This window comes from Microbacterium sp. NPDC089698, assembly GCF_044749045.1.
Classification (GTDB): Bacteria; Actinomycetota; Actinomycetes; order Actinomycetales; family Microbacteriaceae; genus Microbacterium.
In genome coordinates this window covers 137,929-159,905 of sequence record NZ_JBIVHE010000007.1, presented here as the reverse complement: position 1 = coordinate 159,905, position 21,977 = coordinate 137,929, and the positions used below count along the sequence as shown (strand labels likewise).

At 70.8% G+C, this 21,977-nt stretch carries 20 protein-coding genes and 1 riboswitch; of the genes, 13 read left to right on the top strand and 7 right to left on the bottom strand.

Annotated features, from left to right (window positions below; genetic code table 11):
* Window positions 1–127: 127 nt before the first annotated feature.
* From ACIPY5_RS17665 to gcvT, 4 genes are all read right to left on the bottom strand, one after another.
* A complete protein-coding gene (locus ACIPY5_RS17665; RefSeq protein WP_400973012.1) occupies window positions 128–1,756 on the bottom strand; it encodes an ABC transporter substrate-binding protein in 1,629 nt (542 codons plus the stop codon).
* A 197-nt stretch (window positions 1,757–1,953) separates the two neighbouring features.
* The gene (gcvP, locus tag ACIPY5_RS17660) at window positions 1,954–4,770 is read right to left on the bottom strand and encodes an aminomethyl-transferring glycine dehydrogenase (RefSeq protein ID WP_400973277.1); all 2,817 of its coding nucleotides are present in this window, start codon (window positions 4,768–4,770) and stop codon (window positions 1,954–1,956) included.
* Window positions 4,771–4,826: 56 nt separating this feature from the next.
* Window positions 4,827–5,204 carry a glycine cleavage system protein GcvH gene (gene gcvH / locus ACIPY5_RS17655; RefSeq protein WP_105688568.1) on the bottom strand — a complete coding sequence of 126 codons (378 nt, stop codon included), beginning with the start codon at window positions 5,202–5,204 and terminating at the stop codon, window positions 4,827–4,829.
* Window positions 5,201–6,307 carry a glycine cleavage system aminomethyltransferase GcvT gene (gene gcvT, locus ACIPY5_RS17650; RefSeq protein ID WP_309337182.1) on the bottom strand — a complete coding sequence of 369 codons (1,107 nt, stop codon included), beginning with the start codon at window positions 6,305–6,307 and terminating at the stop codon, window positions 5,201–5,203. The genes gcvH and gcvT overlap by 4 nt, the downstream gene beginning before the upstream one ends.
* 253 nt (window positions 6,308–6,560) lie before the next feature.
* Window positions 6,561–6,654: riboswitch (glycine riboswitch) on the bottom strand.
* Window positions 6,655–6,807: 153 nt separating this feature from the next.
* On the opposite strand from gcvT, the gene ACIPY5_RS17645 reads away from it, so the two are divergent.
* From ACIPY5_RS17645 to ACIPY5_RS17615, 7 genes are all read left to right on the top strand, one after another.
* Window positions 6,808–7,536, top strand: a complete 729-nt coding sequence (locus ACIPY5_RS17645) for an NrtR DNA-binding winged helix domain-containing protein (protein ID WP_309337189.1) — start codon at window positions 6,808–6,810, stop codon at window positions 7,534–7,536.
* Window positions 7,533–8,852: a quinolinate synthase NadA gene (gene nadA / locus ACIPY5_RS17640; RefSeq protein ID WP_400973007.1), complete on the top strand. Its 1,320-nt coding sequence runs from the start codon at window positions 7,533–7,535 to the stop codon at window positions 8,850–8,852. Before ACIPY5_RS17645 ends, nadA begins: the two co-directional genes overlap by 4 nt.
* A complete protein-coding gene (gene nadB, locus ACIPY5_RS17635) occupies window positions 8,852–10,435 on the top strand; it encodes an L-aspartate oxidase (RefSeq protein WP_400973004.1) in 1,584 nt (527 codons plus the stop codon). The genes nadA and nadB overlap by 1 nt, the downstream gene beginning before the upstream one ends.
* Window positions 10,435–11,319: a carboxylating nicotinate-nucleotide diphosphorylase gene (nadC, locus tag ACIPY5_RS17630; RefSeq protein ID WP_400973001.1), complete on the top strand. Its 885-nt coding sequence runs from the start codon at window positions 10,435–10,437 to the stop codon at window positions 11,317–11,319. Before nadB ends, nadC begins: the two co-directional genes overlap by 1 nt.
* A 1-nt stretch (window position 11,320) precedes the next feature.
* Window positions 11,321–12,502, top strand: a complete 1,182-nt coding sequence (locus tag ACIPY5_RS17625) for a cysteine desulfurase family protein (RefSeq protein ID WP_400972998.1) — start codon at window positions 11,321–11,323, stop codon at window positions 12,500–12,502.
* Between the two features lie 9 nt (window positions 12,503–12,511).
* Window positions 12,512–13,453 (top strand): glycosyltransferase family 2 protein, encoded by a 942-nt coding sequence (locus ACIPY5_RS17620; RefSeq protein ID WP_400972995.1) that lies wholly within the window; start codon window positions 12,512–12,514, stop codon window positions 13,451–13,453.
* A 65-nt stretch (window positions 13,454–13,518) separates the two neighbouring features.
* Window positions 13,519–14,292 carry an SDR family NAD(P)-dependent oxidoreductase gene (locus ACIPY5_RS17615; protein WP_400972992.1) on the top strand — a complete coding sequence of 258 codons (774 nt, stop codon included), beginning with the start codon at window positions 13,519–13,521 and terminating at the stop codon, window positions 14,290–14,292.
* Window positions 14,293–14,362: 70 nt separating this feature from the next.
* On the opposite strand, the gene ACIPY5_RS17610 is transcribed toward ACIPY5_RS17615, so the two are convergent.
* Entirely contained in the window at window positions 14,363–16,246 is a 1,884-nt protein-coding gene (locus ACIPY5_RS17610; RefSeq protein WP_396652886.1) for an ABC transporter ATP-binding protein, read from the bottom strand.
* Between the two features lie 281 nt (window positions 16,247–16,527).
* On the opposite strand from ACIPY5_RS17610, the gene ACIPY5_RS17605 reads away from it, so the two are divergent.
* The 3 genes from ACIPY5_RS17605 (at window position 16,528) to ACIPY5_RS17595 (ending at window position 19,118) form a co-directional block, all read left to right on the top strand.
* Window positions 16,528–18,018 (top strand): MDR family MFS transporter, encoded by a 1,491-nt coding sequence (locus ACIPY5_RS17605; RefSeq protein WP_309340539.1) that lies wholly within the window; start codon window positions 16,528–16,530, stop codon window positions 18,016–18,018.
* 192 nt (window positions 18,019–18,210) lie between these two features.
* A complete protein-coding gene (locus tag ACIPY5_RS17600) occupies window positions 18,211–18,435 on the top strand; it encodes a hypothetical protein (protein ID WP_400972988.1) in 225 nt (74 codons plus the stop codon).
* A gap of 131 nt (window positions 18,436–18,566) precedes the next feature.
* Window positions 18,567–19,118: a hypothetical protein gene (locus tag ACIPY5_RS17595; protein WP_400972985.1), complete on the top strand. Its 552-nt coding sequence runs from the start codon at window positions 18,567–18,569 to the stop codon at window positions 19,116–19,118.
* A gap of 136 nt (window positions 19,119–19,254) precedes the next feature.
* Here the strand turns inward: ACIPY5_RS17595 and ACIPY5_RS17590 are convergent, their stop codons facing one another.
* On the bottom strand, window positions 19,255–19,428 hold the full coding sequence (locus tag ACIPY5_RS17590) for a hypothetical protein (protein WP_309341553.1): 174 nt from the start codon (window positions 19,426–19,428) through the stop codon (window positions 19,255–19,257).
* Between the two features lie 147 nt (window positions 19,429–19,575).
* Here ACIPY5_RS17590 and ACIPY5_RS17585 point away from each other — a divergent pair, with 147 nt between their 5' ends.
* The 3 genes from ACIPY5_RS17585 (at window position 19,576) to ACIPY5_RS17575 (ending at window position 21,335) form a co-directional block, all read left to right on the top strand.
* Window positions 19,576–20,148 (top strand): carboxymuconolactone decarboxylase family protein, encoded by a 573-nt coding sequence (locus ACIPY5_RS17585; RefSeq protein ID WP_400972981.1) that lies wholly within the window; start codon window positions 19,576–19,578, stop codon window positions 20,146–20,148.
* Between the two features lie 186 nt (window positions 20,149–20,334).
* Window positions 20,335–20,634 (top strand): Fe-S cluster assembly protein HesB, encoded by a 300-nt coding sequence (locus tag ACIPY5_RS17580; protein ID WP_400972978.1) that lies wholly within the window; start codon window positions 20,335–20,337, stop codon window positions 20,632–20,634.
* 113 nt (window positions 20,635–20,747) lie between these two features.
* Complete coding sequence (locus tag ACIPY5_RS17575) at window positions 20,748–21,335, top strand: 1-acyl-sn-glycerol-3-phosphate acyltransferase (protein ID WP_400972975.1); 588 nt, start codon at window positions 20,748–20,750, stop codon at window positions 21,333–21,335.
* Here ACIPY5_RS17575 and ACIPY5_RS17570 read toward each other — a convergent pair.
* Window positions 21,319–21,957: a DUF1345 domain-containing protein gene (locus tag ACIPY5_RS17570; RefSeq protein WP_309341557.1), complete on the bottom strand. Its 639-nt coding sequence runs from the start codon at window positions 21,955–21,957 to the stop codon at window positions 21,319–21,321. The genes ACIPY5_RS17575 and ACIPY5_RS17570 overlap by 17 nt on opposite strands.
* Between the last annotated feature and the right edge of the window lie 20 nt (window positions 21,958–21,977).

The following is a 21,977-nucleotide window of genomic DNA, read 5'->3' as shown; positions in this document are numbered from 1 at the left end:
GACGCCTCGCTGAGAGAATCGTGTCACGTGTTCGACGCGCACGACACTTTTGATTCACGCTGTTTTGACAGCGCGCGAGGCGGTGACGTGGTCGTCACCGCCTCGCGGTTGTGATCCCTCGGGCCGGTCAGCCCTTGGTGATCTCGTAGTACAGCGGAACCGAGTTCCAACCGAACTGGACGTTGTTCACGCCCTTGGCGAAGCCGCCGTTCACGTTGGAGTACCACAGCGGAATCGCCGGGAGGTCCTGGAGAAGGATCTCCTGCGCCTGCGAGTAGTCCTTCGTGGCCTCGGACTGGTCGGATGCCGAGGCGCCCTTCGCGAGCAGCGCGTCGAACTGCGGGTTCGAGTAGTCGCTGTCGTTCGACGAGGCCTTGGTGCCGTAGAGCGGCTGCAGGAAGTTGTACTGCGCCGGGTAGTCGGCCTGCCAACCGGTGCGGAACGCGGTCTGGATGGTGCGCGCGTTCACGTCCTTGCGGAGCGAGGCGAAGTCGACGTACGGGTTGCCCGAGGCGTCGATGCCGAGGTTGTTCTTCAGCTGGTTCGAGACCGCGTCGACCCACGCCTGGTGCGAGGAGTCGGAGTTGTAGGCGATCTGGAACTTACCGGACCACGGCGAGATCTTGTCGGCCTCGGCCCACAGCTCCTTCGCCTTCTTCGCGTCGAACTTCAGCACGTCGGCGCCCTTGAGGGAGTCCGACCAGCCCGCGATGACCGGCGAGGTGAAGTCGCTGGCCGGGGTGCGGGTGTTGTTGAAGATCGTCTTCGTGATCGCCGCGCGGTCGATGGCGAGCGAGATCGCCTCCTTGCGGAGCTTGCCCTCGTCGCCCGTGAAGTGCGCGAGATTGCCCGGAAGCGTGAACGACTGGAAGATCGCGGCCGGCTGGTTGACCGCGCGGTCGCCCAGGTCGGACTCGAACGTCTGCTGCGCAGAGGCGGGGATCAGGTCGATGACGTCGACCTTGTTGCTCTGCAGGTCGGCGTACGCGGCGTCGGCGGTCGCGTAGAAGATGAAGTTCACGCCGCCGTTCTTGGCCTGACGCGCGCCCTTGTAGGTGTCGCTCTTGACGAGGTCGAGTTCGACCTTGTGCTGCCAGGCGCCGGCCTTGGCGAACTTGTAGGGTCCGTTGCCGATCGGATTCTCGCCTGCCGTCGCCATGTCCTTGAGGGACGCCTCGGGCAGCGGGTAGTAGGCCGAGTAGCCGAGGCGCTGCGAGAAGTCCGCGGCGACCGGGTTGGAGAGCTTGATGGTGAAGGTGTAGTCGTCAACCTTCTTCAGGCCGGTCAGCTCGGAGTCGGCGGAGTCGCTGAAACCCTCGATGTCGCTGAACCAGGACTGGTTGAGCTGCTTGTTCGAGAACTTGGCGCCGTACTGCCACGCGTTGATGAAGCTGTCGGCCGTGACCTTCTCGCCGTTCGAGAACGTGTTGCCCTGCTTCACCTTGACGGTGAGGTCGCTGGAGTCGTCGACCTTGATGGACTCGGCCATGTCGTTGACGAGCTTGCCCTTGGCGTCGTAGTACGCCAGGCCGGCGAAGATCGAGTCGAGGATCTTTCCGCCGCCCACCTCGTTGGTGTTGGTCGGGATCAGCGGGTTCTCGGGCTCGCTGCCGCTCACCTTGATGATGGCGTTCGAGTTGCCACCGGCCGAGGCGGTGGAGTCTCCGCCACCCGACTTGCTGGAGCAGCCGGCGAGGGCGAGTGCGCCCACCGCAAGCAGCCCGATGCCCGCGAGGGCGATCTTGTTGCGCTTCACGTTGTGTCCTCCTGTGGACAGTTGACAGCAATCTGCGCACTCGTCGTCGAGTGCTCAGGGATACCTGAGCCTAACCGCCGATCCGCCGATCGCACGAATGCGTAACGTTAACCGTTACTTACTGGTGACCTGAGACGACGAGGCGCCCTGGGACCGTTCCCAGGGCGCCTCGTGGTCTCGTCTTGCTCGTGCGGATGCTACAGCGCGAACGCCTCCACCGGAGGGCAGGCGCAGACCAGGTTGCGGTCTCCGTACGCGTTGTCGATGCGGCGCACCGGCGGCCAGTACTTGCCCGCGATCAGGGCGTGCGTGGGGTACGCCGCCTTCTCACGGGAGTAGGCGTGGTTCCACTCGCCCATCAGCAGCGACGCCGCCGTGTGCGGTGCATGCACCAGCGGGTTGTCGTCGGCCGGCCAGACGCCTGCGGCGACCTCGTCGGCCTCCGCCCTGATCTGGATCATGGCCTCGACGAAGCGCTCGAGCTCGCCGAGGTCCTCCGACTCCGTGGGCTCGACCATGAGCGTGCCCGCCACGGGGAACGACATGGTCGGGGCGTGGAAGCCGTAGTCGATGAGACGCTTGGCCACGTCGTCGACCGTGATCCCGGTCGCCTCCTTGAGCGGACGCAGGTCCAGGATGCACTCGTGCGCCACCCGGCCCTGCTCCCCCGAGTACAGCACGGGGTAGTGCTCGCCGAGGCGCGCGGCGACGTAGTTCGCCGCGAGCACCGCGGCCGCGGTCGCGTCGCGCAGGCCGTCTGCGCCCATCATCCGGACGTACGCCCAGGAGATCGGCAGCACGCCCGCGGAGCCGTACGGCGCCGCGGAGACCGGGCCGCCCTCGAAGACGTAGCCGCCCGCGTGCGCGGTGCGCTGCGCCTGCGGGTGTCCCGGCAGGTACGGCGCGAGGTGCGCCTTGGCCGCGACGGGACCCACGCCGGGGCCGCCACCGCCGTGCGGGATCGCGAAGGTCTTGTGCAGGTTGAGGTGCGAGACGTCGCCGCCCAGGTCGCCGAACCGGGAGTAGCCGAGCAGCGCGTTCAGGTTCGCGCCGTCGATGTACACCTGGCCGCCGGCCGCGTGCACCGCCGCCGTGATGTCGAGCACGTCGTGCTCATAGACGCCGTGCGTGGACGGATAAGTGATCATGAGCGCGGCGATCTCGTCGGCGTGCTGCGCGATCTTCGCGCGCAGGTCGTCGAGGTCGACGTTGCCCAGCTCATCGGTCGCGACGACGACCACCTTCATGCCGGCGAGCACCGCGGACGCGGCGTTGGTGCCGTGCGCGGACGACGGGATGAGGCACACGGTGCGGTGGTCATCGCCGTTCGCGAGGTGGTAGCCGCGGATCGCGAGCAGGCCCGCGAGCTCGCCCTGCGATCCGGCGTTCGGCTGCAGGGAGACCGCGTCGTAGCCGGTGACGTCCGCGAGCCAGGCCTCGAGCTGGTCGATCAGCTCGAGCGAGCCCTGCACGTCGGCCTCGGGGGCGAACGGGTGCAGCTGCGCGAACTCGGGCCAGGTGATCGCGGCCATCTCGGTCGCGGCGTTGAGCTTCATCGTGCAGGATCCGAGCGGGATCATGCCGCGGTCGAGCGCGTAGTCGCGGTCGGCGAGGCTCTTCAGGTACCGCATCATGGCGGTCTCGGAGCGGTGCGCGTGGAACACGGGGTGCGTGAGGTACTCGTCCTGGCGGGCGAGGGCCGCGGGCACGCTCGTGACCGGGATGTAGGCGAACGACCCCTCCCCCGCGCCGAAGACCGTGGCCACGGCGAGGATGTCCTCGTAGGTCGTGGTCTCGTCGGCGGCGATGCTCACCGTGTCCGCGTCGACGGGGTTCAGCAGGATCCCCGCCGCGTGCGCGTCCGCGACGATCGCGTCGGCCCGGCCGGGGACGCGCACCGTGATCGTGTCGAAGTAGTCCGCGTGCACGATCTCGGCACCGGCCTTCTCCAGCTGCGTCGCGAGGAAGCGCGCCTTCGACGCGACGCCGGAGGCGATCTCCTTGAGCCCCTCCGGGCCGTGGTAGACCGCGTACATCGACGCCATGACGGCCAGCAGCACCTGCGCGGTGCAGATGTTCGACGTGGCCTTCTCGCGGCGGATGTGCTGCTCGCGGGTCTGCAGGGCGAGGCGGTAGGCCGGGTGGCCGTCCGCGTCCTGCGAGACGCCGACGAGGCGGCCGGGCAGCTGACGCTCGAGTCCCGAGCGCACGGCCATGTAGCCGGCGTGCGGGCCGCCGAAGCCCATCGGCACGCCGAAGCGCTGCGTGGTGCCCACGGCGACGTCCGCGCCGAGCGAGCCCGGCGAGGCGATCAGGGTGAGCGCGAGCAGGTCGGCCGCGACGACGGCGAGGCCGCCGGCGAGGTGCGCCGCGTCGATGACCGCGGACGGATCCCAGATCCGCCCCGAGGCTCCGGGGTACTGCACGAACACGCCGAACAGGTCTTCCGGGAGCGTCTCGCCGCCCGCGAGATCGCGCTCGACGAGCTCGATCCCGAGCGCGGATGCGCGCGTGGCGAGGAGCGCCTTGGTCTGCGGGAGCGCATCGGCGTCGACCACGAACGTGTGGGACGCGGCCTTGGATCCGCGACGGGCGAGCAGCATCCCCTCGGCGACGGCGGAGGACTCGTCGAGCATCGACGCGTTCGCCGTGTCGAGGCCGGTGAGCTCGGACACCATGGTCTGGAAGTTGATCAGCGCCTCCAGACGGCCCTGCGAGATCTCCGGCTGGTACGGCGTGTACGCCGTGTACCAGGACGGATTCTCCAGGACGTTGCGCTGGATCACGCTCGGCGTGAGCGTGCCGTAGTAGCCCAGGCCGATCATGGGGCGGTTGACCGTGTTGCGGTCCGCCAGCGAGCGCAGCTCGGAGAGGGCCTCCGCCTCGCTCGCCGCGGCAGGCAGGACGCTCACGCGGTCGGCGGCCGAGCGGATCGAAGCGGGGACGGCCTCGCGCATGAGGGCGTCGACCGGACGCTCGTCGGCGCCGTAGGAGATGCCGATGGCGTCGAGCATCGCCCGCTGGGCGTCGGCGGTGGTGCCGATGTGGCGGTCGAGGAACGCGGTCACTCTCAGCCCTCCGTGTGGGCGACGTAGGCGTCGCGGTCGAGGAGACCGTCGACGGCGCCCGCCGCGACCGAGATCTTGATCAGCCAGCCGCCCTCGAACGGGGCGGAGTTGACGAGCGACGGGTCGTCGATGACGGCGTCGTTGATCTCGAGGACCGTGCCGTCGACCGGCGCGTAGAGCTCGGAGACCGACTTGGTCGACTCGGCCTCGCCGAAGACGTCGCCGCGGCTGAACGAGGTGCCGACGGCGGGCAGCTCGACGAAGACGATGTCACCGAGGGCGTCAGCGGCGAAGTCGGTGATGCCGATGGTCGCGGACTCGCCGTCCACGGCGACCCACTCGTGCTCTTCGCTGTAGCGCAGGGTGTTCAGATCGGTCATTTCTTCCTCCGGTAGAAAGGCAGGGCGGTGATGGTCGCAGGGATCTTCGTTCCACGGACGTCGAGGAACAGGGGGACGGAGCCGTCGGCGACCGCGGGGTCGACGAAGGCCATGGCGATGGGGTGGCCGAGTGTGGGGCTCAGGGCGCCGCTGGTGATCTCGCCGATCACCGCGCCGTCCTCGGTCACGACCGCGTATTCGGCGCGACCGGCGCGGCGGCCCTCCGCGGCCAGGCCGATCAGCACGCGCGCGCCCTCGGCCGGTGTGGTGCCGTCCTTGCCGACGAAGCTCTCCTTGTCGGAGACGACGACGCGGCCGAGCCCGGCCTGAGCCGGCTTGATCTCGCGGTTCAGCTCGTGGCCGTAGAGAGGCATGCCCGCCTCGAGACGCAGCGTGTCGCGCGCGGCGAGGCCCGCGGGGACGAGCCCGCGCTCCGCACCGGCGGCGACGACGGCGTCCCAGAGCGCGGCGGCGTCGTCCGCCGCGACGAGGAGCTCGAAGCCGTCCTCGCCCGTGTAGCCCGTGCGCGCGAGGAGCAGCGGCTTGCCGTTGTAGGCGGCGGACGCCCAGGCGTAGTACTTCTGCTCCGCCCAGGGGATCGAGACCTCGTCGATGCCGGGCGTGCCGGCGAGGATCGCCTCGGCGTTCGGCCCCTGCACCGCGATGAGGGCGTAGTCGTCGGAGACGTCCTCGACGACGACCTCGTGATCCGTCGTGCGGTTCAGGAGAGCCTCGCGCACGGCGTCGCGGTTGCCCGCGTTGCTGATGATGAGGAAGTCGTCGTCGCCGAGGCGGTAGACGATGACGTCATCGATGATCCCGCCGTCCTCGGCGAGCAGCAGGGAGTACTTCGCCTTGCCCACCGCGAGCGCCGAGAGCCGGCCGGCGAGCGCGTAGTCGAGGTACTCCCCCGCGCCGGCGCCGACGATCGTGAACTCGGCCATGTGCGAGATGTCGAAGATGCCCGCGCTCTCGCGCACCGCGTGGTGCTCGGCGAGGTCGGACGTGTAACGGACCGGCATCTGCCAGCCGCCGAAGTCGGTGAACGAGGCCCCGAGCGCCTCATGGCGCTCCCGGAGCGGGGTGTAGCGGGGGTCTGTCATGGAGCTCTCCCGTGCGGATCGGTGAGGATCCGCACGGCGCGCGGATCCGAGAACTCCCCCTCTGTCATGGGCCTGAGAGCTTCGCCCGGCTCCTCGAGAGGACGCGGGGCTTTCACCGTCGGCGGATCCGTCGTGAAGCAAGAAGAGGTGGAGATCCGCGAGGGTCTGCTCACCGTGGTTTCGGCTCGGGCGCCTTCGGCGGCCTCGCTCGACCTGACTTCTTGCTTCGCTCGAAATCACTTTCCAGAGCGGCCGGGTCAGCGCGGTGCGGTTACCTGAGAGATTGGCGGGGAGGCTTGCTCCTTCGGTGTCCGGCAGCGATCACCGGACTCTCCCGCACAGACCATGCGGCCACGTGTTCAATTGTGCGCGCTCATCCTATCGCGATGAGGGCTTCTCGCGGCAGCACCGCGAAGACCCTGGTCCGCGCTTCGTGACGTCATGGACTCGCCTTCGAGTCAGTTTGACTCTAAGATCGGTTCCCGGAGGTTAGAGTCATGATGACCAGAAGCGAAGGATCCGAGGACGGCATCCGCGTCGCCGTCTCGACGGTGATCCTCACGATGCGCCGCGACGGCAGCGCCGCTCCGCGCATCGCCCTGCCTCTGGTGCGCCGCACCCGCGACCCGCACGCCGGAGCCTGGGCGCTCCCCGGCGGATGGCTGGACGCGAGCGAGGGCCTCGCGGCAGCGGCGGCGCGCACGCTCGCCGAGACGACGGGCCTCGCCCCCAGCTACCTCGAGCAGCTGTACGCGTTCGGCGCCGTGGACCGCTCCCCCAGCCGCGTGATCTCGGTCGTGTACTGGGCGCTGCTGCGCGAGGACCTCGTCGACCAGCAGCTCGCCGCGCACCGCTCGGCCGACGTGGAGATCGAGAACGTCGAGTGGTTCGACGCCTCCGATCTGCCCGCACTGGCCTTCGATCACGCGCGCATCGTCGAGTACGCGCTCTGGCGACTGCGCAACAAGGCCGGATACAGCCGGGTGGCTCAGGGGTTCCTGCCCCCGGAATTCACCCTGGCCGATCTGCGAGAGGCGTACGAGACGATCCTCGGACGCCGGCTGGATCCCGCGAACTTCCGCCGTCAGGTCGACGCGACGCGAACCCTGATCCCCACCAACGCGTTCCGCACGGGCAGCCACCGGCCGGCCCGCCTCTACCGGGATGCCACCGACGTCGAGCTCGCCGATCGCGGCCCGCTCGCCCCCGACGAGACGAGGACCTCATGAGCACCACCTCTTTGCACTCACCGATCGATCCGTCCGTCGACCACGCACTGCGCCTGATCGTCACGGGAGCATCCACCGAGTCGACGTGCACGACCGATCTCGCCGCGGGCCCCTGGAACTTCGACACGATCCCCGGTTACGGCCCCGGATCGTCCATGGGAGATGTGATCCCGACCGGCGCGCCCCGCCAGGGCGAGCTCCCCGCGGACTACCGCGAGGCCGACGAGGACGAACTGCACGAGCGGATCCGCGCGGCCAAGGCGACCCTCGGCGAGCGCGTCGTGGTGCTCGGTCACTTCTATCAGCGCGAGGAGGTCGTGCGGCACGCGGATCACGTCGGCGACTCGTTCCAGCTCGCAGGCTTCGCGAAGCAGCATCCCGAGGCGGAGGCGATCGTCTTCTGCGGCGTGCACTTCATGGCCGAGACCGCGGACCTGCTCTCCGGTGCGGACCAGGCCGTGATCCTGCCGAACCTCGCCGCGGGCTGCTCGATGGCCGACATGGCCGACATCGACCAGGTCGAGGACTGCTGGGAACAGCTGGCCGACGTGCTGGGCCCTCTGGACGAGCCGGACGCCGACGGCCTCGTGCCGGTGATCCCGGTCACGTACATGAACTCCTCGGCCGCCATCAAGGGGTTCGTGGGCCGGCACGGCGGCATCGTGTGCACCTCCTCGAACGCGCGGACCGTGCTGGAGTGGGCGTTCGCACGCGGGCGCAGGGTGCTCTTCTTCCCGGATCAGCACCTGGGCCGCAACACCGCGAAGGCGATGGGCGTGCCTCTCGCGCAGATGCCCCTGTGGAACCCGCGTCGCCCGCTCGGCGGATCCTCCGCGGACGAACTGCAGGACTCCCGCGTCATCCTCTGGCACGGCTTCTGCTCCGTGCACCGCCGCTTCACCGTCGCCCAGATCGACCAGGCCCGCGCCGAGCACCCCGGCGTGCGCGTGATCGTGCACCCCGAGTGCCCGATGGAGGTCGTGGACGCCGCGGACGAGGCCGGTTCGACCGACTTCATCCGCAAGGCCATCGCCGCCGCGACCGAGCCCACGACCTTCGCGGTCGGCACCGAGATCAACCTCGTCCGGCGGCTCGCCGCGGAGTATCCGCAGCACGAGATCTTCTGCCTGGATCCCGTGGTCTGCCCCTGCTCGACCATGTACCGGATCCACCCCGGCTACCTTGCCTGGGTGCTCGAGGAGCTCGTGGCAGGGCGCACCCCGAACCGCATCACGGTTCCCGCGGATGTGGCCGACCCGGCGCGGGTCGCGCTCGAGCGGATGCTCGCGGCGCGCCCTCCGGTGGCGGTGGCCTGATGTCCGCCTCCCGCGAGCGCCGCACGACCGAGGCGCTGCACGTGCTCGTGATCGGCGGCGGCATCGCGGGCCTCACCGCGGCGCTGCACGCGCACGAGGCTGGGCACCGGGTCGAGGTCGTCGTGAAGGACGCCCTCGGCGACGGCGCGACCGCGCTCGCCCAGGGGGGCATCGCCGGGGTGTACGGAGCGGATCCCGATGGCACGGCGGACTCCCCCGCGCTGCACGCCGCGGACACGCTCGCGGCCGGCGCAGGCCTCTCCGATGCCGCGGTGGTCGACGTGCTCGTGGACGAGGCACCGGCACGGATCGCCGAGCTGGTCGCCCGCGGGGTGCCCTTCGACCGCGACCGCCAGGGACGGCTCCTGCGCGGACTCGAGGCCGCGCACTCCGCGGCGCGGATCGCGCACGCCGGCGGCGACGCGACGGGAGCGGCGATCTCGGCCGCGCTCGTGCGCGCCGTCCGGGATGCGGGCATCGCCGTGCGCGAGCACACGATGCTCGTCGACCTGATCGTCGAGGACGGGGTGGTGCGAGGAGCCCGGCTCCTCTCCGCCGGACGGATCCTCGACGTCTCGGCGGACGCCGTGATCCTCGCGACCGGCGGGGCGGGGCGGCTGTTCCGGCACACCACGGCGCCGGCGGTCTGCACGGGCGACGGCATCGCCGCCGCCCTGCGCGCGGGCGCCGCCGTCGCCGACCTGGAGTTCGTCCAGTTCCATCCCACGATCCTGGCCGCACCGGGACCGGCGTTCCTGATCTCCGAAGCGGTGCGCGGTGAGGGTGCGACTCTCATCGACGACGACGGAGTCCGCTTCGCGTTCGACGCCCATCCCGATGGCGAGCTCGCCCCGCGCGACGTCGTGACGCGGGCAGTCGTCCGCCGCGCCCGGGAGCAGGGACGCCCGGTACGGCTCGACGCGACGGCGCTGGGTGCGGAGCGTCTCGCGCACCGCTTCCCCACGATCGACCGGGTGACGCGCGAGCGCGGCTTCGACTGGGCCCGGGAGCCCGTCCCCGTCACGCCCGCCGCGCATTACCTCATGGGCGGCGTGGTCACCGACGCCGACGGTCGCACCACGCTGCCCGGCCTCTACGCGGTCGGGGAGACCGCGAGGACGGGCGTGCACGGCGCCAACCGGCTCGCCTCGAACTCGCTGCTGGAGGGCGCCGTGTTCGGAGCCCGCGCCGCGGCGGCCCTCGGGACGGTCGCGCCGGGCCCCCGCATCCTCGCCGATGTCGTCGCCGACCTCCCGGAGCGGCCGGCCGCGATCGACGACCTCGATCGGGCCCCCGCGGCGGATCCGTTCTCCCGCGCCGCCCTGCAGGACCTCATGTGGGATCTCGTCGGGCCGCTGCGCACCGCCGAGGGCCTGGAAGAGGCTCGGACGGCCGTCCTCGGCTGGCGGCCCTCGGAGGACCTGACCCGCAGCGCGGTCGAAGACCGCAACCTGCTGCAGGTCGCGGAGGCCATGATCGATGCCGCGCTCGCCCGCCCGGTCTCGGTGGGTGCCCACCACATCCTCGCCTCCTCTCCTCCGGTTCCCGTCACGGATCCGACCCCCGCCCTGATCGGAGTCTGATGCTCACCCCCGCTCTCCTCACCCGCGTCGTCGGCGCCGCCCTCGAAGAGGACGCCCCGTGGGGCGACCTGACGAGCACGGCTCTGCTGCCCGCCGACGCGACGGCGGCCGCCGATCTCGTCGCACGCGAACCCGGTGTGCTGGCCGGCGGCGACGTCTTCGCCGCGGCGTTCACGCTCACGGATCCGGTGACCGTCGTCGACCTGCACGTCGCGGACGGGGACGCTTTCGCGGCCGGCGACGTGCTCGCGACGGTCACCGGATCCGCGCGCAGCCTGCTCACGGCCGAGCGCGTGGCGCTGAACTTCACACAGCGCCTCAGCGGCATCGCCACGCTGACCGCGGCCTACGTCGCCGCGGTCGATGGCGCTGGTCCCGACGGCAAGCAGGTGCGCATCGTGGACACCCGCAAGACCACCCCCGGCCTGCGCGCGTTCGAGCGGCATGCCGTGCTCGCCGGCGGCGGACGGAACCACCGGTTCTCCCTGTCGGACGCGGTGATGGCGAAGGACAACCACCTCGCGGTGCTGAGCAGCGGCGGACGCGACCTCGCCACCGCGCTGCGCGAGGCGATCGCGACGCTGCCGCACACCGCGCACGTCGTGGTCGAGGTCGACCGCCTCGACCAGATCCCCGCGGTCCTGGAGGGCGGCGCGCACACCGTGCTGCTGGACAACTTCTCCCTCGACGACCTGCGCGCGGGCGTCGCGCTGATCGACGGCCGCGCGACCGCGGAGGCCTCGGGCGGCGTGGACCTCGACACCGTGCGCGGGATCGCGGGCACCGGGGTCGACGTGATCTCGGTGGGCGCCCTCACCCACTCCGCGCGCGCCCTCGACCTCGGACTCGATGTGCGGATCGACGCCGGACCGCGGATCGACTGAGATGGCCGGTCCGCTCTACCTCGATCACGCGGCGACCTCGCCGGTGCGGCCCGAGGTGCTCGAGGCGATGGCCCCGTTCCTGACTCGGACGTTCGGGAACCCGTCCAGCCACCACACGGTGGGCGAGGCGGCGAGCGCGGCGCTGGAGGACGCCCGAGCCCGGGTGGCCCGCGTGCTCGGGATGCGCACCGGAGACGTGGTCTTCACGGCCGGGGGCACCGAGGCGAACAACCTCGCGGTCAAGGGCATCGTGCTGGCGGCGCGGTTCCCGAGCGAGGAGCGCAACGACGAGACGAGGGGCGCCCGGGGCAGGCGGCATCTGATCACGACGCCGATCGAGCACGAGTCGATCCTGGAGTCGGTCGCGTACCTCGCGCGCTTCCACGGCGTGGAGGCGACCCTGGTTCCCGTCGACGGCCGAGGACGGGTGGATCCCACCGCGGTCGCCGCGGCGATCCGCGACGACACCGCGCTGGTCGCGGTCGGGCATGCGAACAACGAGATCGGCACGATCCAGGACGTCGCGGGCATCGCCGCCGCGGCGGCGGCGCGCGGCATCCCGCTGCATGTGGACGCCGTACAGTCCGCGGGCTGGCTGCCGCTGTCGGGCCTCGGCGCCGATTCGATCGCGATCGCCGGCCACAAGCTGGGCGCCCCCAAGGGCATCGGCGCGCTCGCGGTGCGCGGACGCGTGCCGCTCGAGCCCCTGGTCCACGGCGGAGGCCAGGAGCGCGGACGCCGCTCCGGCACCGAGAACGTGGCGGGTGCGGTGGCCCTCGCCACGGCGCTCGAGCTGGCCGAGGGCGAACGCGCCGAGGCCGCGGCCCGCGTCGGCGCGCAGTCCGCGCAACTCATCGCGGGCGTGCTCGCAACGGTGCCCTCGGCCCGCCTCACCGGAGACCCGGAGCGAAGGCTGCCCGGCACGGCGAGCTTCACGTTCGCCGAGGTCTCCGGCGAGGCGGTGCTGCTCGAACTCGAGCGGCGCGGCGTGGTGTCATCGAGCGGGTCGGCGTGCGCGGCCGGCAGCGACGAGCCCTCGCATGTGCTGCTGGCCTGCGGGATCGATCCCGTCGTCGCGCAGACCGCGGTGCGCTTCACGCTCGGCCGCGCTGGTCTGCCCGGCGACGGTCCCGATCGACTCGCGGCACTCGTCTCCGAGGCCGTGGCCGCCGTGCGCTCCTAGACTGGCGAGGTGCCTGCTCCGCTCGTGACCGTGATCGTGCCCGGCCGCGACATCGCCGATTTCGCCCCTGCCGCCCTCGATTCGCTGCGTGCGCAGACCGAGACCTCGTGGCGTGCGATCCTCGTCGACGACGGCTCCCGGGACGACACCGGCCGGATCTTCGAGGCCGCGACGCACGAGGATCCGCGGTTCACGCTGCTGCGTCACGAACGTTCGCGGGGTCTCGGCGCCGCCCGCAATGCGGCCCTCGACCTCGTCGACACCGAGTACCTCGGCTTCCTCGACGGCGACGACGAGCTCACCCCGACCGCCCTCGAGCGGATGACCGGCACCCTCTCCACGACCGGGAGCGACTTCGTGACCGGTGCCTACGTGCGCTCGCGCTGGGACGGGCAGGGTTACGCGGCCGGACGGGTGCAGCCGTGGGTCGCCGCGGCGACGGATCCGAGACGTCTCGGAACCACGATCTTCGCGCACCCGGCCGCGTCGGCGAACATCGTGGCGTGGTCGAAGATCAGTCGCACGGCGTTCTGGCACGACCTGCGGTTCCCCGAGGGGGTGGCCTACGAGGATCAGATCGTGGCGCAGCGGATGTACACGACGGCCCGCGCCTTCGACGTCATCCCCGACGTGGTGGTGAAGTGGCGGCTGCGCGAGAACGGCACCTCGATCACGCAGGGCAAGCACCGCCTCCGCGTGCTGCGCGACTATCTCGCGGCGCTCCGCGGAGGCATCGACGTACTGCATCGGGCGGGCGCGCGCGCCGCCGTGGCCGCTAGGCTCGACCTCATCCTCGCGATGGACGTGCCGCCGCTCCAGGAGATCGCCGGCACCCACCCCGACCCCGCGTATCCCGCGGCGGTCCGAGCGTTCCTCGAAGAGCTCGAGGCACTCCCCGAGTTCGCCGACGCCCGCGTGGATCCCACCCTCGCCGCCGCGCTGCACTGGTAGCCGCGGCCACTGCCAGGACGGCAGGCGTGCCCGCGCGCATCGAGCCGCCCAGAATCAGGACCAGCATGAACGACTATCTCTCCGGACTTTTCTCCCTCGATGGCCGCACCGCCGTGGTCACCGGCGGCAGCTCCGGCATCGGCCGCGGCATCGCGACCGCCCTCGCCCGGGCCGGAGCCGCGACGGTGATCGTCGCCCGCGGCGCCGAGCGGATCGACGAGACCGCGCGCGAGCTCACGGACGCGGGCTGCCGCGTCGCCGGCGTGGTCGGCGACCTCGGCACCCGGGACGGGATCCGCGCGGTCGGCGAGGCGGCGGCCCAGCCCTTCGGCGAGCCCGACATCCTCGTGAACTCCGCGGGCATCAACATCCGGCCCGCCTTCGCCGACATCACCGAGGCCGACTGGGACGCCACGATGACCGTGAACACGCTCGCCCCGTTCCTGCTCGGGCAGCGGTACGCGACGGGCATGGCGGAGCGCGGCTACGGCCGCCTCATCCACATCAGCTCGCAGCAGGCGCACCGCGCGTTCGTCGGCAGCGGCATCTACGGGGTCTCGAAGGGCGCGATCGAGTCCCTGATGCGCTCCGAGGCGGAGGCGTGGGGCGGTTCCGGCGTCACCAGCAACACCCTCGTGCCCGGCTTCGTGCTGACGCCGCTCAACGCCCGCCTGCAGGAGGATCCGCAGCAGATCGCGGCGCTCGCCGCCCGCACGATGATCGGCCGCAACGGGCTGCCCTCCGACTTCGCCGGCGCGGCGGTGTTCCTCGCCGGCGCCGGATCCGCCTATGTCACGGGGCACTCGCTGTTCGTCGACGGCGGGCTGAGCGCGCACTGAGCGCTCGGGTTCCTGCTCTCGGGGTCGGAGCCGGGCGCCTTCGCGCCCGGCTCTCCCGGCCCTCCGACGATCAGGCCGAGCGGATGTCGTCGTCGATCCGGGCCGCGGCCACCTGCTGCGCGGCGAGGTCGGCGTAGAGGCCGCCCTGCGCGAGCAGCTCGGCGTGCGTGCCCGACTCGACGATCCGGCCCTCCTGCACCACGTGGATGACGTCCGCGCCGATCACCGTGGACAGCCGGTGCGCGATCGTGAGCGTGGTTCGGCCCTTCGCGGCCTCGTCCAGCGCCTCCTGCACCACGCGCTCGGAGACCGTGTCGAGCGCGGACGTCGCCTCGTCCAGCAGCAGCACGGGCGGATCCTTGAGCAGCACCCGCGCGATCGCGATGCGCTGCTTCTCACCGCCGGAGAGCCGGTAGCCGCGCTCCCCCACGACGGTGTCGTAGCCGTCCTCGAAGCCGGCGATCACGTGGTGGATGTTGGCGGCGGTGCACGCCGCCACGAGCTCTTCGTCCGTCGCGTCGGGCTTGGAGTAGACGAGGTTCTCCCGGATCGTGGCGTGGAACAGGTAGGTCTCCTGCGACACGATCCCGATCTCGTCGATGATCGACTCCTGCGTGAGGTCGCGCACGTCGGCGCCGTCGAAGAGCACCGCCCCCTCCGACGCCTCGTAGAGGCGCGGCGCGAGGTAGAGGATCGTCGTCTTGCCCGCACCGGAGGGCCCGACGAAGGCCACGTGCTGGCCCGGCTCGGCCGTGAACGAGATGCCCTGCAGGGTGTCGCGCGCGGCGGAGGACGCATCGGGGTAGCGGAACCGCACGTCGCGGAATTCGAGCCGCCCGCGAGGCCCCGGCGCCGCCGTCGCCGGCTGCGCATCCGGTGCGTCCTGGATCTGCGGCACCAGGTCCAGGTACTCGAAGATCCGCGCGAACAGGGCCTGCGAGGTCTGCACGTCGAGCGCGACCCGCATGAGCCCGATCAGCGGCATGAGCAGGCGCGCCTGCACGGTCGTGAACGCCACGATCGCACCGGCCGTGATCGTCCCTGTGCCGCCGGCGACGAGGAATCCCGCGACGAGGTATATGATCGCCGGGACGCTCGACATCAGCACGGACACCACGGCGAAGAAGCCCTGCCCGCTCATCGCGGTGCGCACCTGCAGGCGGATCTGGGTGCGGTTCTGCGCCTGATAGCGCGCCGACTCGGAGCGCTGACGGTTGAACGACTTCGAGAGCAGGATCCCCGAGACGCTCAGCGTCTCCTGCGTGATCGCGGTGAGCTCGGAGAGCGACTCCTGCGTCTGCCCGGCGATCCGCGCGCGCACCTGCCCGACCCTGCGCTGCACGAGCACCAGGATCGGCATGACGCACACGGCGATGATGGTCAGCCGCCAGTCCAGCAGGATCATCGCGACGAGCGAGGCGATCACCGTGACGGTGTTGCCGAGGATGCTCGTGACCGTGCTCGTGAGCACGCCGGAGACGCCGCCCACGTCGTTCTGCAGCCGGGACTGGATGACGCCGGTCTTGGTGCGGGTGAAGAAGCCCAGCTCCATCGACTGCAGGTGCTCGAACAGCCGCACGCGCAGGTCGCCCGTGACGCTGTTGCCGACCGTGGAGGTGAGCCAGGTCTGCACGACGCCCAGCCCGGACGAGAGCAGGTACAGGCCGATCATCGAGACGACCAGGACCACCAGCAGCCCGAGCTGGGGTCCTCCCCCGCCGTGCGGGAACAGCGCGTCGTCGAAGACCTTCTGCACCAGGAGCGGGGGGATGACGCCGAGCGCGGCGCCGACGATCACGAGCAGGACCGTCATCAGGATCCGGTTCCGGTAGGGCCGGAACAGCCCCACGACTCTGCGCCCGAGGTCGGGGATGCGGGGCGCGTCCGCGTTCTGCTTGCGCTGCGCCGCCTCGTCGACGGGGCGGCCGCCGCGCACGCCGCCCATCCTGGCCATCATGCTCATCCGCCCACACCCCTGCCCGCCGCCGGTCGCCCTCGCCGTCGGCACCTGCCGTTCTCTGCTTCGGGGTAAGCGTATGTCCGTGCACGGACGTCGCGGCGCACCCGCCGGACCCGTCCGCTCAGGGCGCAACGCGCGCCGCAGCGCGCTGCTCACGGCAGCGCGGACGGCCGCGGATCCGATCCGGGAATGGAATGTCCGACCCTGTGGTTAGCCTGGGAGTCGCTCGCCGTTCCGCGCAGCTTCCCCCTCGAAACGCATTCCCGGAGGAGCGCATGTCCGCCACACACACCGATTCCGTGCCCACGAGCGCAGGATCCTCTCTCATCCCCCGCCGAGACATGGCGGTCATCTGGGTGCTTCTCGCCGCCGCCTTCGTCGCGATCCTCAACGAGACGACGATGAGCATGGCGATCCCGCACCTCATCGACGATCTCAAGATCACGCCCCTCGCCGCGCAGTGGGTGACGAGCGCGTTCATGCTGACCATGGCGGTCGTGATCCCCACGACAGGCTTCCTGCTGCAGCGCTTCACGACCCGGCAGATGTTCCTCGGCGCCCTCGCCCTGTTCTCCGCGGGAACGCTCATCGCCGCGCTCGCGCCCGGCTTCACGGTGCTCCTCATCGCCCGCGTCGTGCAGGCCTCCGGCACCGCGATCATGATGCCGCTGCTCATGACGACGCTCATGAACCTGGTCCCCGCGGCGAGCCGCGGCCGGATGATGGGGCGCGTCAGCATCGTCATCTCGCTCGCACCCGCGATCGGCCCCACGCTGTCGGGCTTCCTGCTCGATCACTTCAGCTGGCGCGCGATCTTCGTGGTCGTGCTGCCGATCGCACTGGTCGCGATGGTGATCGGCTGGCGCTTCCTGACGAACGTCGGCGAGCGCACCGACGCACCGCTCGACGTCCTCTCGATCGTGCTGAGCGCGTTCGGCTTCGGTGGTCTCGTGTTCGGCCTCAGCCAGATCGGCGCCCTCGCCGGCGGCGGCGGAACCGCCGCTCCCCTGGTGATCTCGCTGATCGTGGGCGTCGTGGGCCTCGTCGCGTTCCTCTGGCGGCAGGTGGTCCTGCAGCGCAAGGATGACGCGCTGCTCGACCTTCGCGTGTTCGCCTCGCGCGACTTCACCCTCTCGATGGTGCAGATGTTCCTGCTGTCGCTCGCGTTCTTCGGGACGCTCACGGTGATCCCGCTGTTCCTGCAGAAGGCGCTCGGCCTGGAGACCACCGAAGCGGGCCTCGTGCTGCTGCCCGGTGCGCTCGCGATGGGCCTGCTCGGCCCCGTGATCGGGCGGATCTACGACTCCCGGGGCACGAAGATCCTGCTGATCCCGGGCTCGATCCTCACCGCCGCGTCGCTGTGGTTCTATACGACCCTCGCCACGACCACCCCGGTGTGGATCGTGCTCGTCGCGCAGACGCTGCTGTCGATCGGGCTGGCCCTGTCGTTCACGCCGCTGTTCACCGCGTCGCTGGCGTCGCTCAAGCCGAAGTTCTACTCCTACGGCAGCGCGGTCATCGGCACCGTGCAGCAGGTGGCGGGTGCGGCCGGTATCGCGGTGATGATCGCGGTGTTCACGCTCATCGTGAACGCGAACGGCGGCACCGAGGTGCCCGACGCCGTCGCGGCCGGATCGCGCAGCACCTTCGTGATCGGCGCGGTCATCGCGACCGTGACGATCCTCGGCGCCTTCGTCATCCGCAAGCCCGAGGACGACTCCGACGAGGCCGGCTCCCCCGAGGGCTCCGCCCCCGCGATGCACTGACCCTGCTTTTCTCGAGTCGTCCCCACCAGCGCACGCCATAGGCCCCGCTGGTGGGGACGACTCGGTGATGCGGGTCTCCACCTTCCGGGTCGTCCCTGTCAGCGCACGCCATGGGGCCCGCTGGTGGGGACGACTCGGTGGTTGTGGATAGTTTCCGCATCGCCTCGCCTCCATGCGGCACGCTTGCGTGGCATGGGATGGCGCGACATCGCACACGCACAACAGGGGCTGATCACCCGGGCGCAGCTGCACGCGCTCGGGGTGACGAGAGGCATGATCCGGCATCGGATCTCGACGGATCGGTGGGTCGCACGATCGTCGCTCGTGATCGGCACGACGACCGGCGAACTCACCCGAACGCAGCTCATGCGGCTCGGTGTCCTGCACGCGGGCGGCGCCGCGCTGATCGGCGACTGACGGCAGCAGAGCTCGGCGGGCTGCGCAACTGGCATCGCGATGAGATCACCGTGCTGGTCCCGCAAGGCCGCGAACTGGGACCGCCGATCGAGGGGATCCGCTTCGTCGAGACCCGACGCCCTCTGAGGACGATGAGACGAGCCGACCTCGATCTGCCTGTCTGCCGGCTCGAACCGGCTGTGCTGCACTTCGCGACGTACCAGCCCTCGACGCGCACGGCAGAGGGAGTGGTGGCGGCAGCGGTGCAGCAAGGACTCACGACGCCGGCACTGCTTCGCGACTGGGTAGATCGGATGCGGCCTCTGCGCTGGGCACCGATGTTCCGCCAGACACTCGGCGAGATCGCAGAAGGATCCCAGTCCGTAGCGGAACTCGACGTGCTGCGGATGTGTCGCGAGTACGGGCTGTGCATGCCCCGGCAGCAGACCAAGCGTCGGGATGCGAGCGGTCGGATCCGGTTCACCGACTGCGAGTGGCTGCTGTCCGATGGGCGAACCCTGGTGCTCGAGGTCGACGGAGCCTTCCACATAGAGGTCGAGCACTGGGAGGACGACCTCGCCCGCCAGCGAGCACTCGCCGCGCACGACCGCGTGCAGATCCGCTGCACCGCCCGGGAGCTCCGGGACAACCCGGGGTCCATCGCCCGCGACCTCCGACTGCTCGGGGTCCCCCGCGCTGCCTGACCCGCCCTTCGGGGCGTCATCGGGATGCGGCCGCGCACGGCCCGGAGTCGTCCCCACGAGCGCACGCCATAGGGTCCGCTGACGGGGACGACTCTGAAAGGGAGCGCCGGGGCTGGAGCGCCGGAGCGGGGCTCGGTCAGGCCTTGGTGCCGGGGAGGCGGCAGACGCCGTCGATGCAGAGGCCGGCGTCGGCGTCGTCGAGGCCTGGGAACAGCGCCAGGCCGCCCGAGACGCCGCCCGGAGCAGCACCATTCGTCGGGCGCTGGGCGTCCGCGGAGGTCTGCTGCTCGGATTCGGCTGCGGTGGTCATCCCTCGATGCTACGCCCGTGCGCGGCAGCGGGCGCCGTTGAGGCGTCTGCCCCATGTCGCGGGCCGTTCGCCCGGCGTAGTCTTCGCTCGTGCGCTGGGGATCGCCGCCTGCGAGAAAGCCCCGACGCGGACGCGAAGGAGCCTCCCATGATCATCAGCACTCCCCCGGCCGAGACCGCAGAAGGGCACGCGGCCGACATGTACGCCGAAGACCTCGCTGACGCCGGCTTCGTCTTCGCCTATACAAGGGCGATGGCCGTGAATCCGGCGGCGCACGAGGCGTTCATGGCCCTCATCCGCGCGATCGTCCCATCGATCGGCGTACGCGTGTACGAGGCGGCGACGCTCGGTGCGGCCCGCGCCATCGGGTCCCCGCACTGTCTGCTCGCCCATGGGCGCAAGTCGCTTCGGGCCGAGGTGCTCACCGCGGACGGGCTCGCCGCGTTCGCGCAGGGCGACGACGCCGGCTTCACCCCTGCCGAACAGGCCGTGATCCGCTACGCCGAGGCGCTCTCCAAGGATCCGCGCGCGATGACCGACGCCGACACGCAGCGCCTGAGGGATACGGGTTTCGACGACCGTCAGATCGTGGACATCACCCTCGCGTCCGCCGCGCGCAACTACTTCAGCCGGTCGCTGCTCGCTCTCGCCGTGCCGACGGAGGAGGTGCCGGGGCTGGATCCGGCGACGGCCGCGGCACTCCGAACCGCCGCTGCCTGAAGCCGGCCCGCCCGCGTGCCAGCGCACCCGAAGCACACGCCCGCGCCGCCTCGCGCTCCCAGGTGGGAAGACCCTCCGAATCAGGCCGAATCGCCGCAGAGCGGTTGAGAGCTCGACCCCAAGAGGGAATCGTGGCCCGGACACATGCCGTGTCCTCGGCATGTCCGCAACCGGAAGGAGTGCCTCGTGCTCACCTTGACCGACAACGCCACCGCGCTGGTCACCACGCTCGTCCGTCGTCGCACCGACACGGAGGGTGCGGGTCTGCGCATCCACACGGCCGAGACGCCGGGACAGGCGGGCGAACCCCGCCTCGCCGCCGACGTGGTCATCTCGCCGGAGCCGGACGATCAGATCCTGGATCTGCCCGGCGCCCCGGTCTTCCTGGAAGGGGAGGCCGCCATCGTCCTGGACGACAAAGTCCTCGACGCGAACGTGAACGAGGAGGGCGCCGTGTCGTTCTCCCTGCTGCCGCAGGTCGCCTGACCCGCGGCACGCCCCCCACGGGCGCATGACCAGGACCTCGCGTCCGGTCATGCGCCCGTTCCCATCCCGCATTCATGCGGAGCGCGGCATGCGCTCCCCTCTACCGTGGACGGATGCTCAAACGCCTCGCCGCCCGCCTGTTCTGGGCGTTCAGTCGCTGGACGCTCGCGACGGAACCGGCCCCGACGCGCCCCACGGTGCTGGTCGGCGCCCCGCACACGTCGAACTGGGACTTCGTGCTCATGCTCGGCATCGCGTGGCGGCTCGGCCTCGACGTGCACTGGCTGGGCAAGAAGAGCCTGTTCCGCGGCTGGCGCGGTCCGCTCATGCGCCGCCTCGGCGGCATCCCGGTGGATCGATCGGATCCATCCCGCGTCGTCGACGAGGTCGTCTCGCAGGTGAACGGCGGCGCTGTGTTCGGGCTCGTCGTCACGCCCGACGGCACCCGGGGCGGAAACGAGTACTGGAAGAGCGGCTTCTACCGCATCGCGCGCGAGACGGGGATGCCGGTGACCCTCGGCTTCGTCGATCGCACCACCATGACGACCGGCCTCGGGCCCACGTTCGAGCTCACCGGTGACGTCGCGGCCGACATGGACCGGATCCGCGCGTTCTACGCCGACAAGGCCGGCGTGCGCCCCGAAAGGCGCACCGAGCCGCGCCTGCGTGAGGAACTCCCCGCGGTCATCCCAGTCCCGTGACGAGGTTGATGATCGTGCCGAGGATCAGCGCCCCGAACACGTAGGCGATCGTGGTCTGTGCGATGACGATGCGCCGGATCGCATTGCGCGTGACGTTGGTGTCGGCCACCTGGTAGGTCATCCCGAGCCCGACCGAGAAGTAGACGAAGTCGGTGTACTCCGGGTCCTCCTTCTGGTTGAAGACGATCCCCCCGGCGCCGTCGTAGTAGAGCTTGGCGTACCGCAGCATGTAGTCGGTCTGGATCAGCCCCCATGAGGCGGCGACACTCAGCACCGCGCTCCCCGCGAGCGCGAACTGGGTCCAGCCCTCGGCGTGCCGGGCCTGCAGCACCACGACGAGGACGGCCGCGATGCTGACGAAGCTGCCGGTCAGCGCAATCACCCGGGCGGCACCGCGCCCGGGATCCTCCTCGGTCGCATGCGCGTGCGTCTGCGCGGCGTCCATCCGCCACACCACCAGCAGGATCCAGACGACGCTCACGAGGGCGAGCGTGCCCCACCCGGCGAGGATCCCCGCCGCGAGGCCGAGGAACGGCGTGACGAGGAAGCCGACCACTACGCCGACGATGATCGAGACCGTCGCGCGCACGCGCCAACGGTGTCGCAGAGGAAGCTCGCTCACCACCGAATGCTATCCCCGGG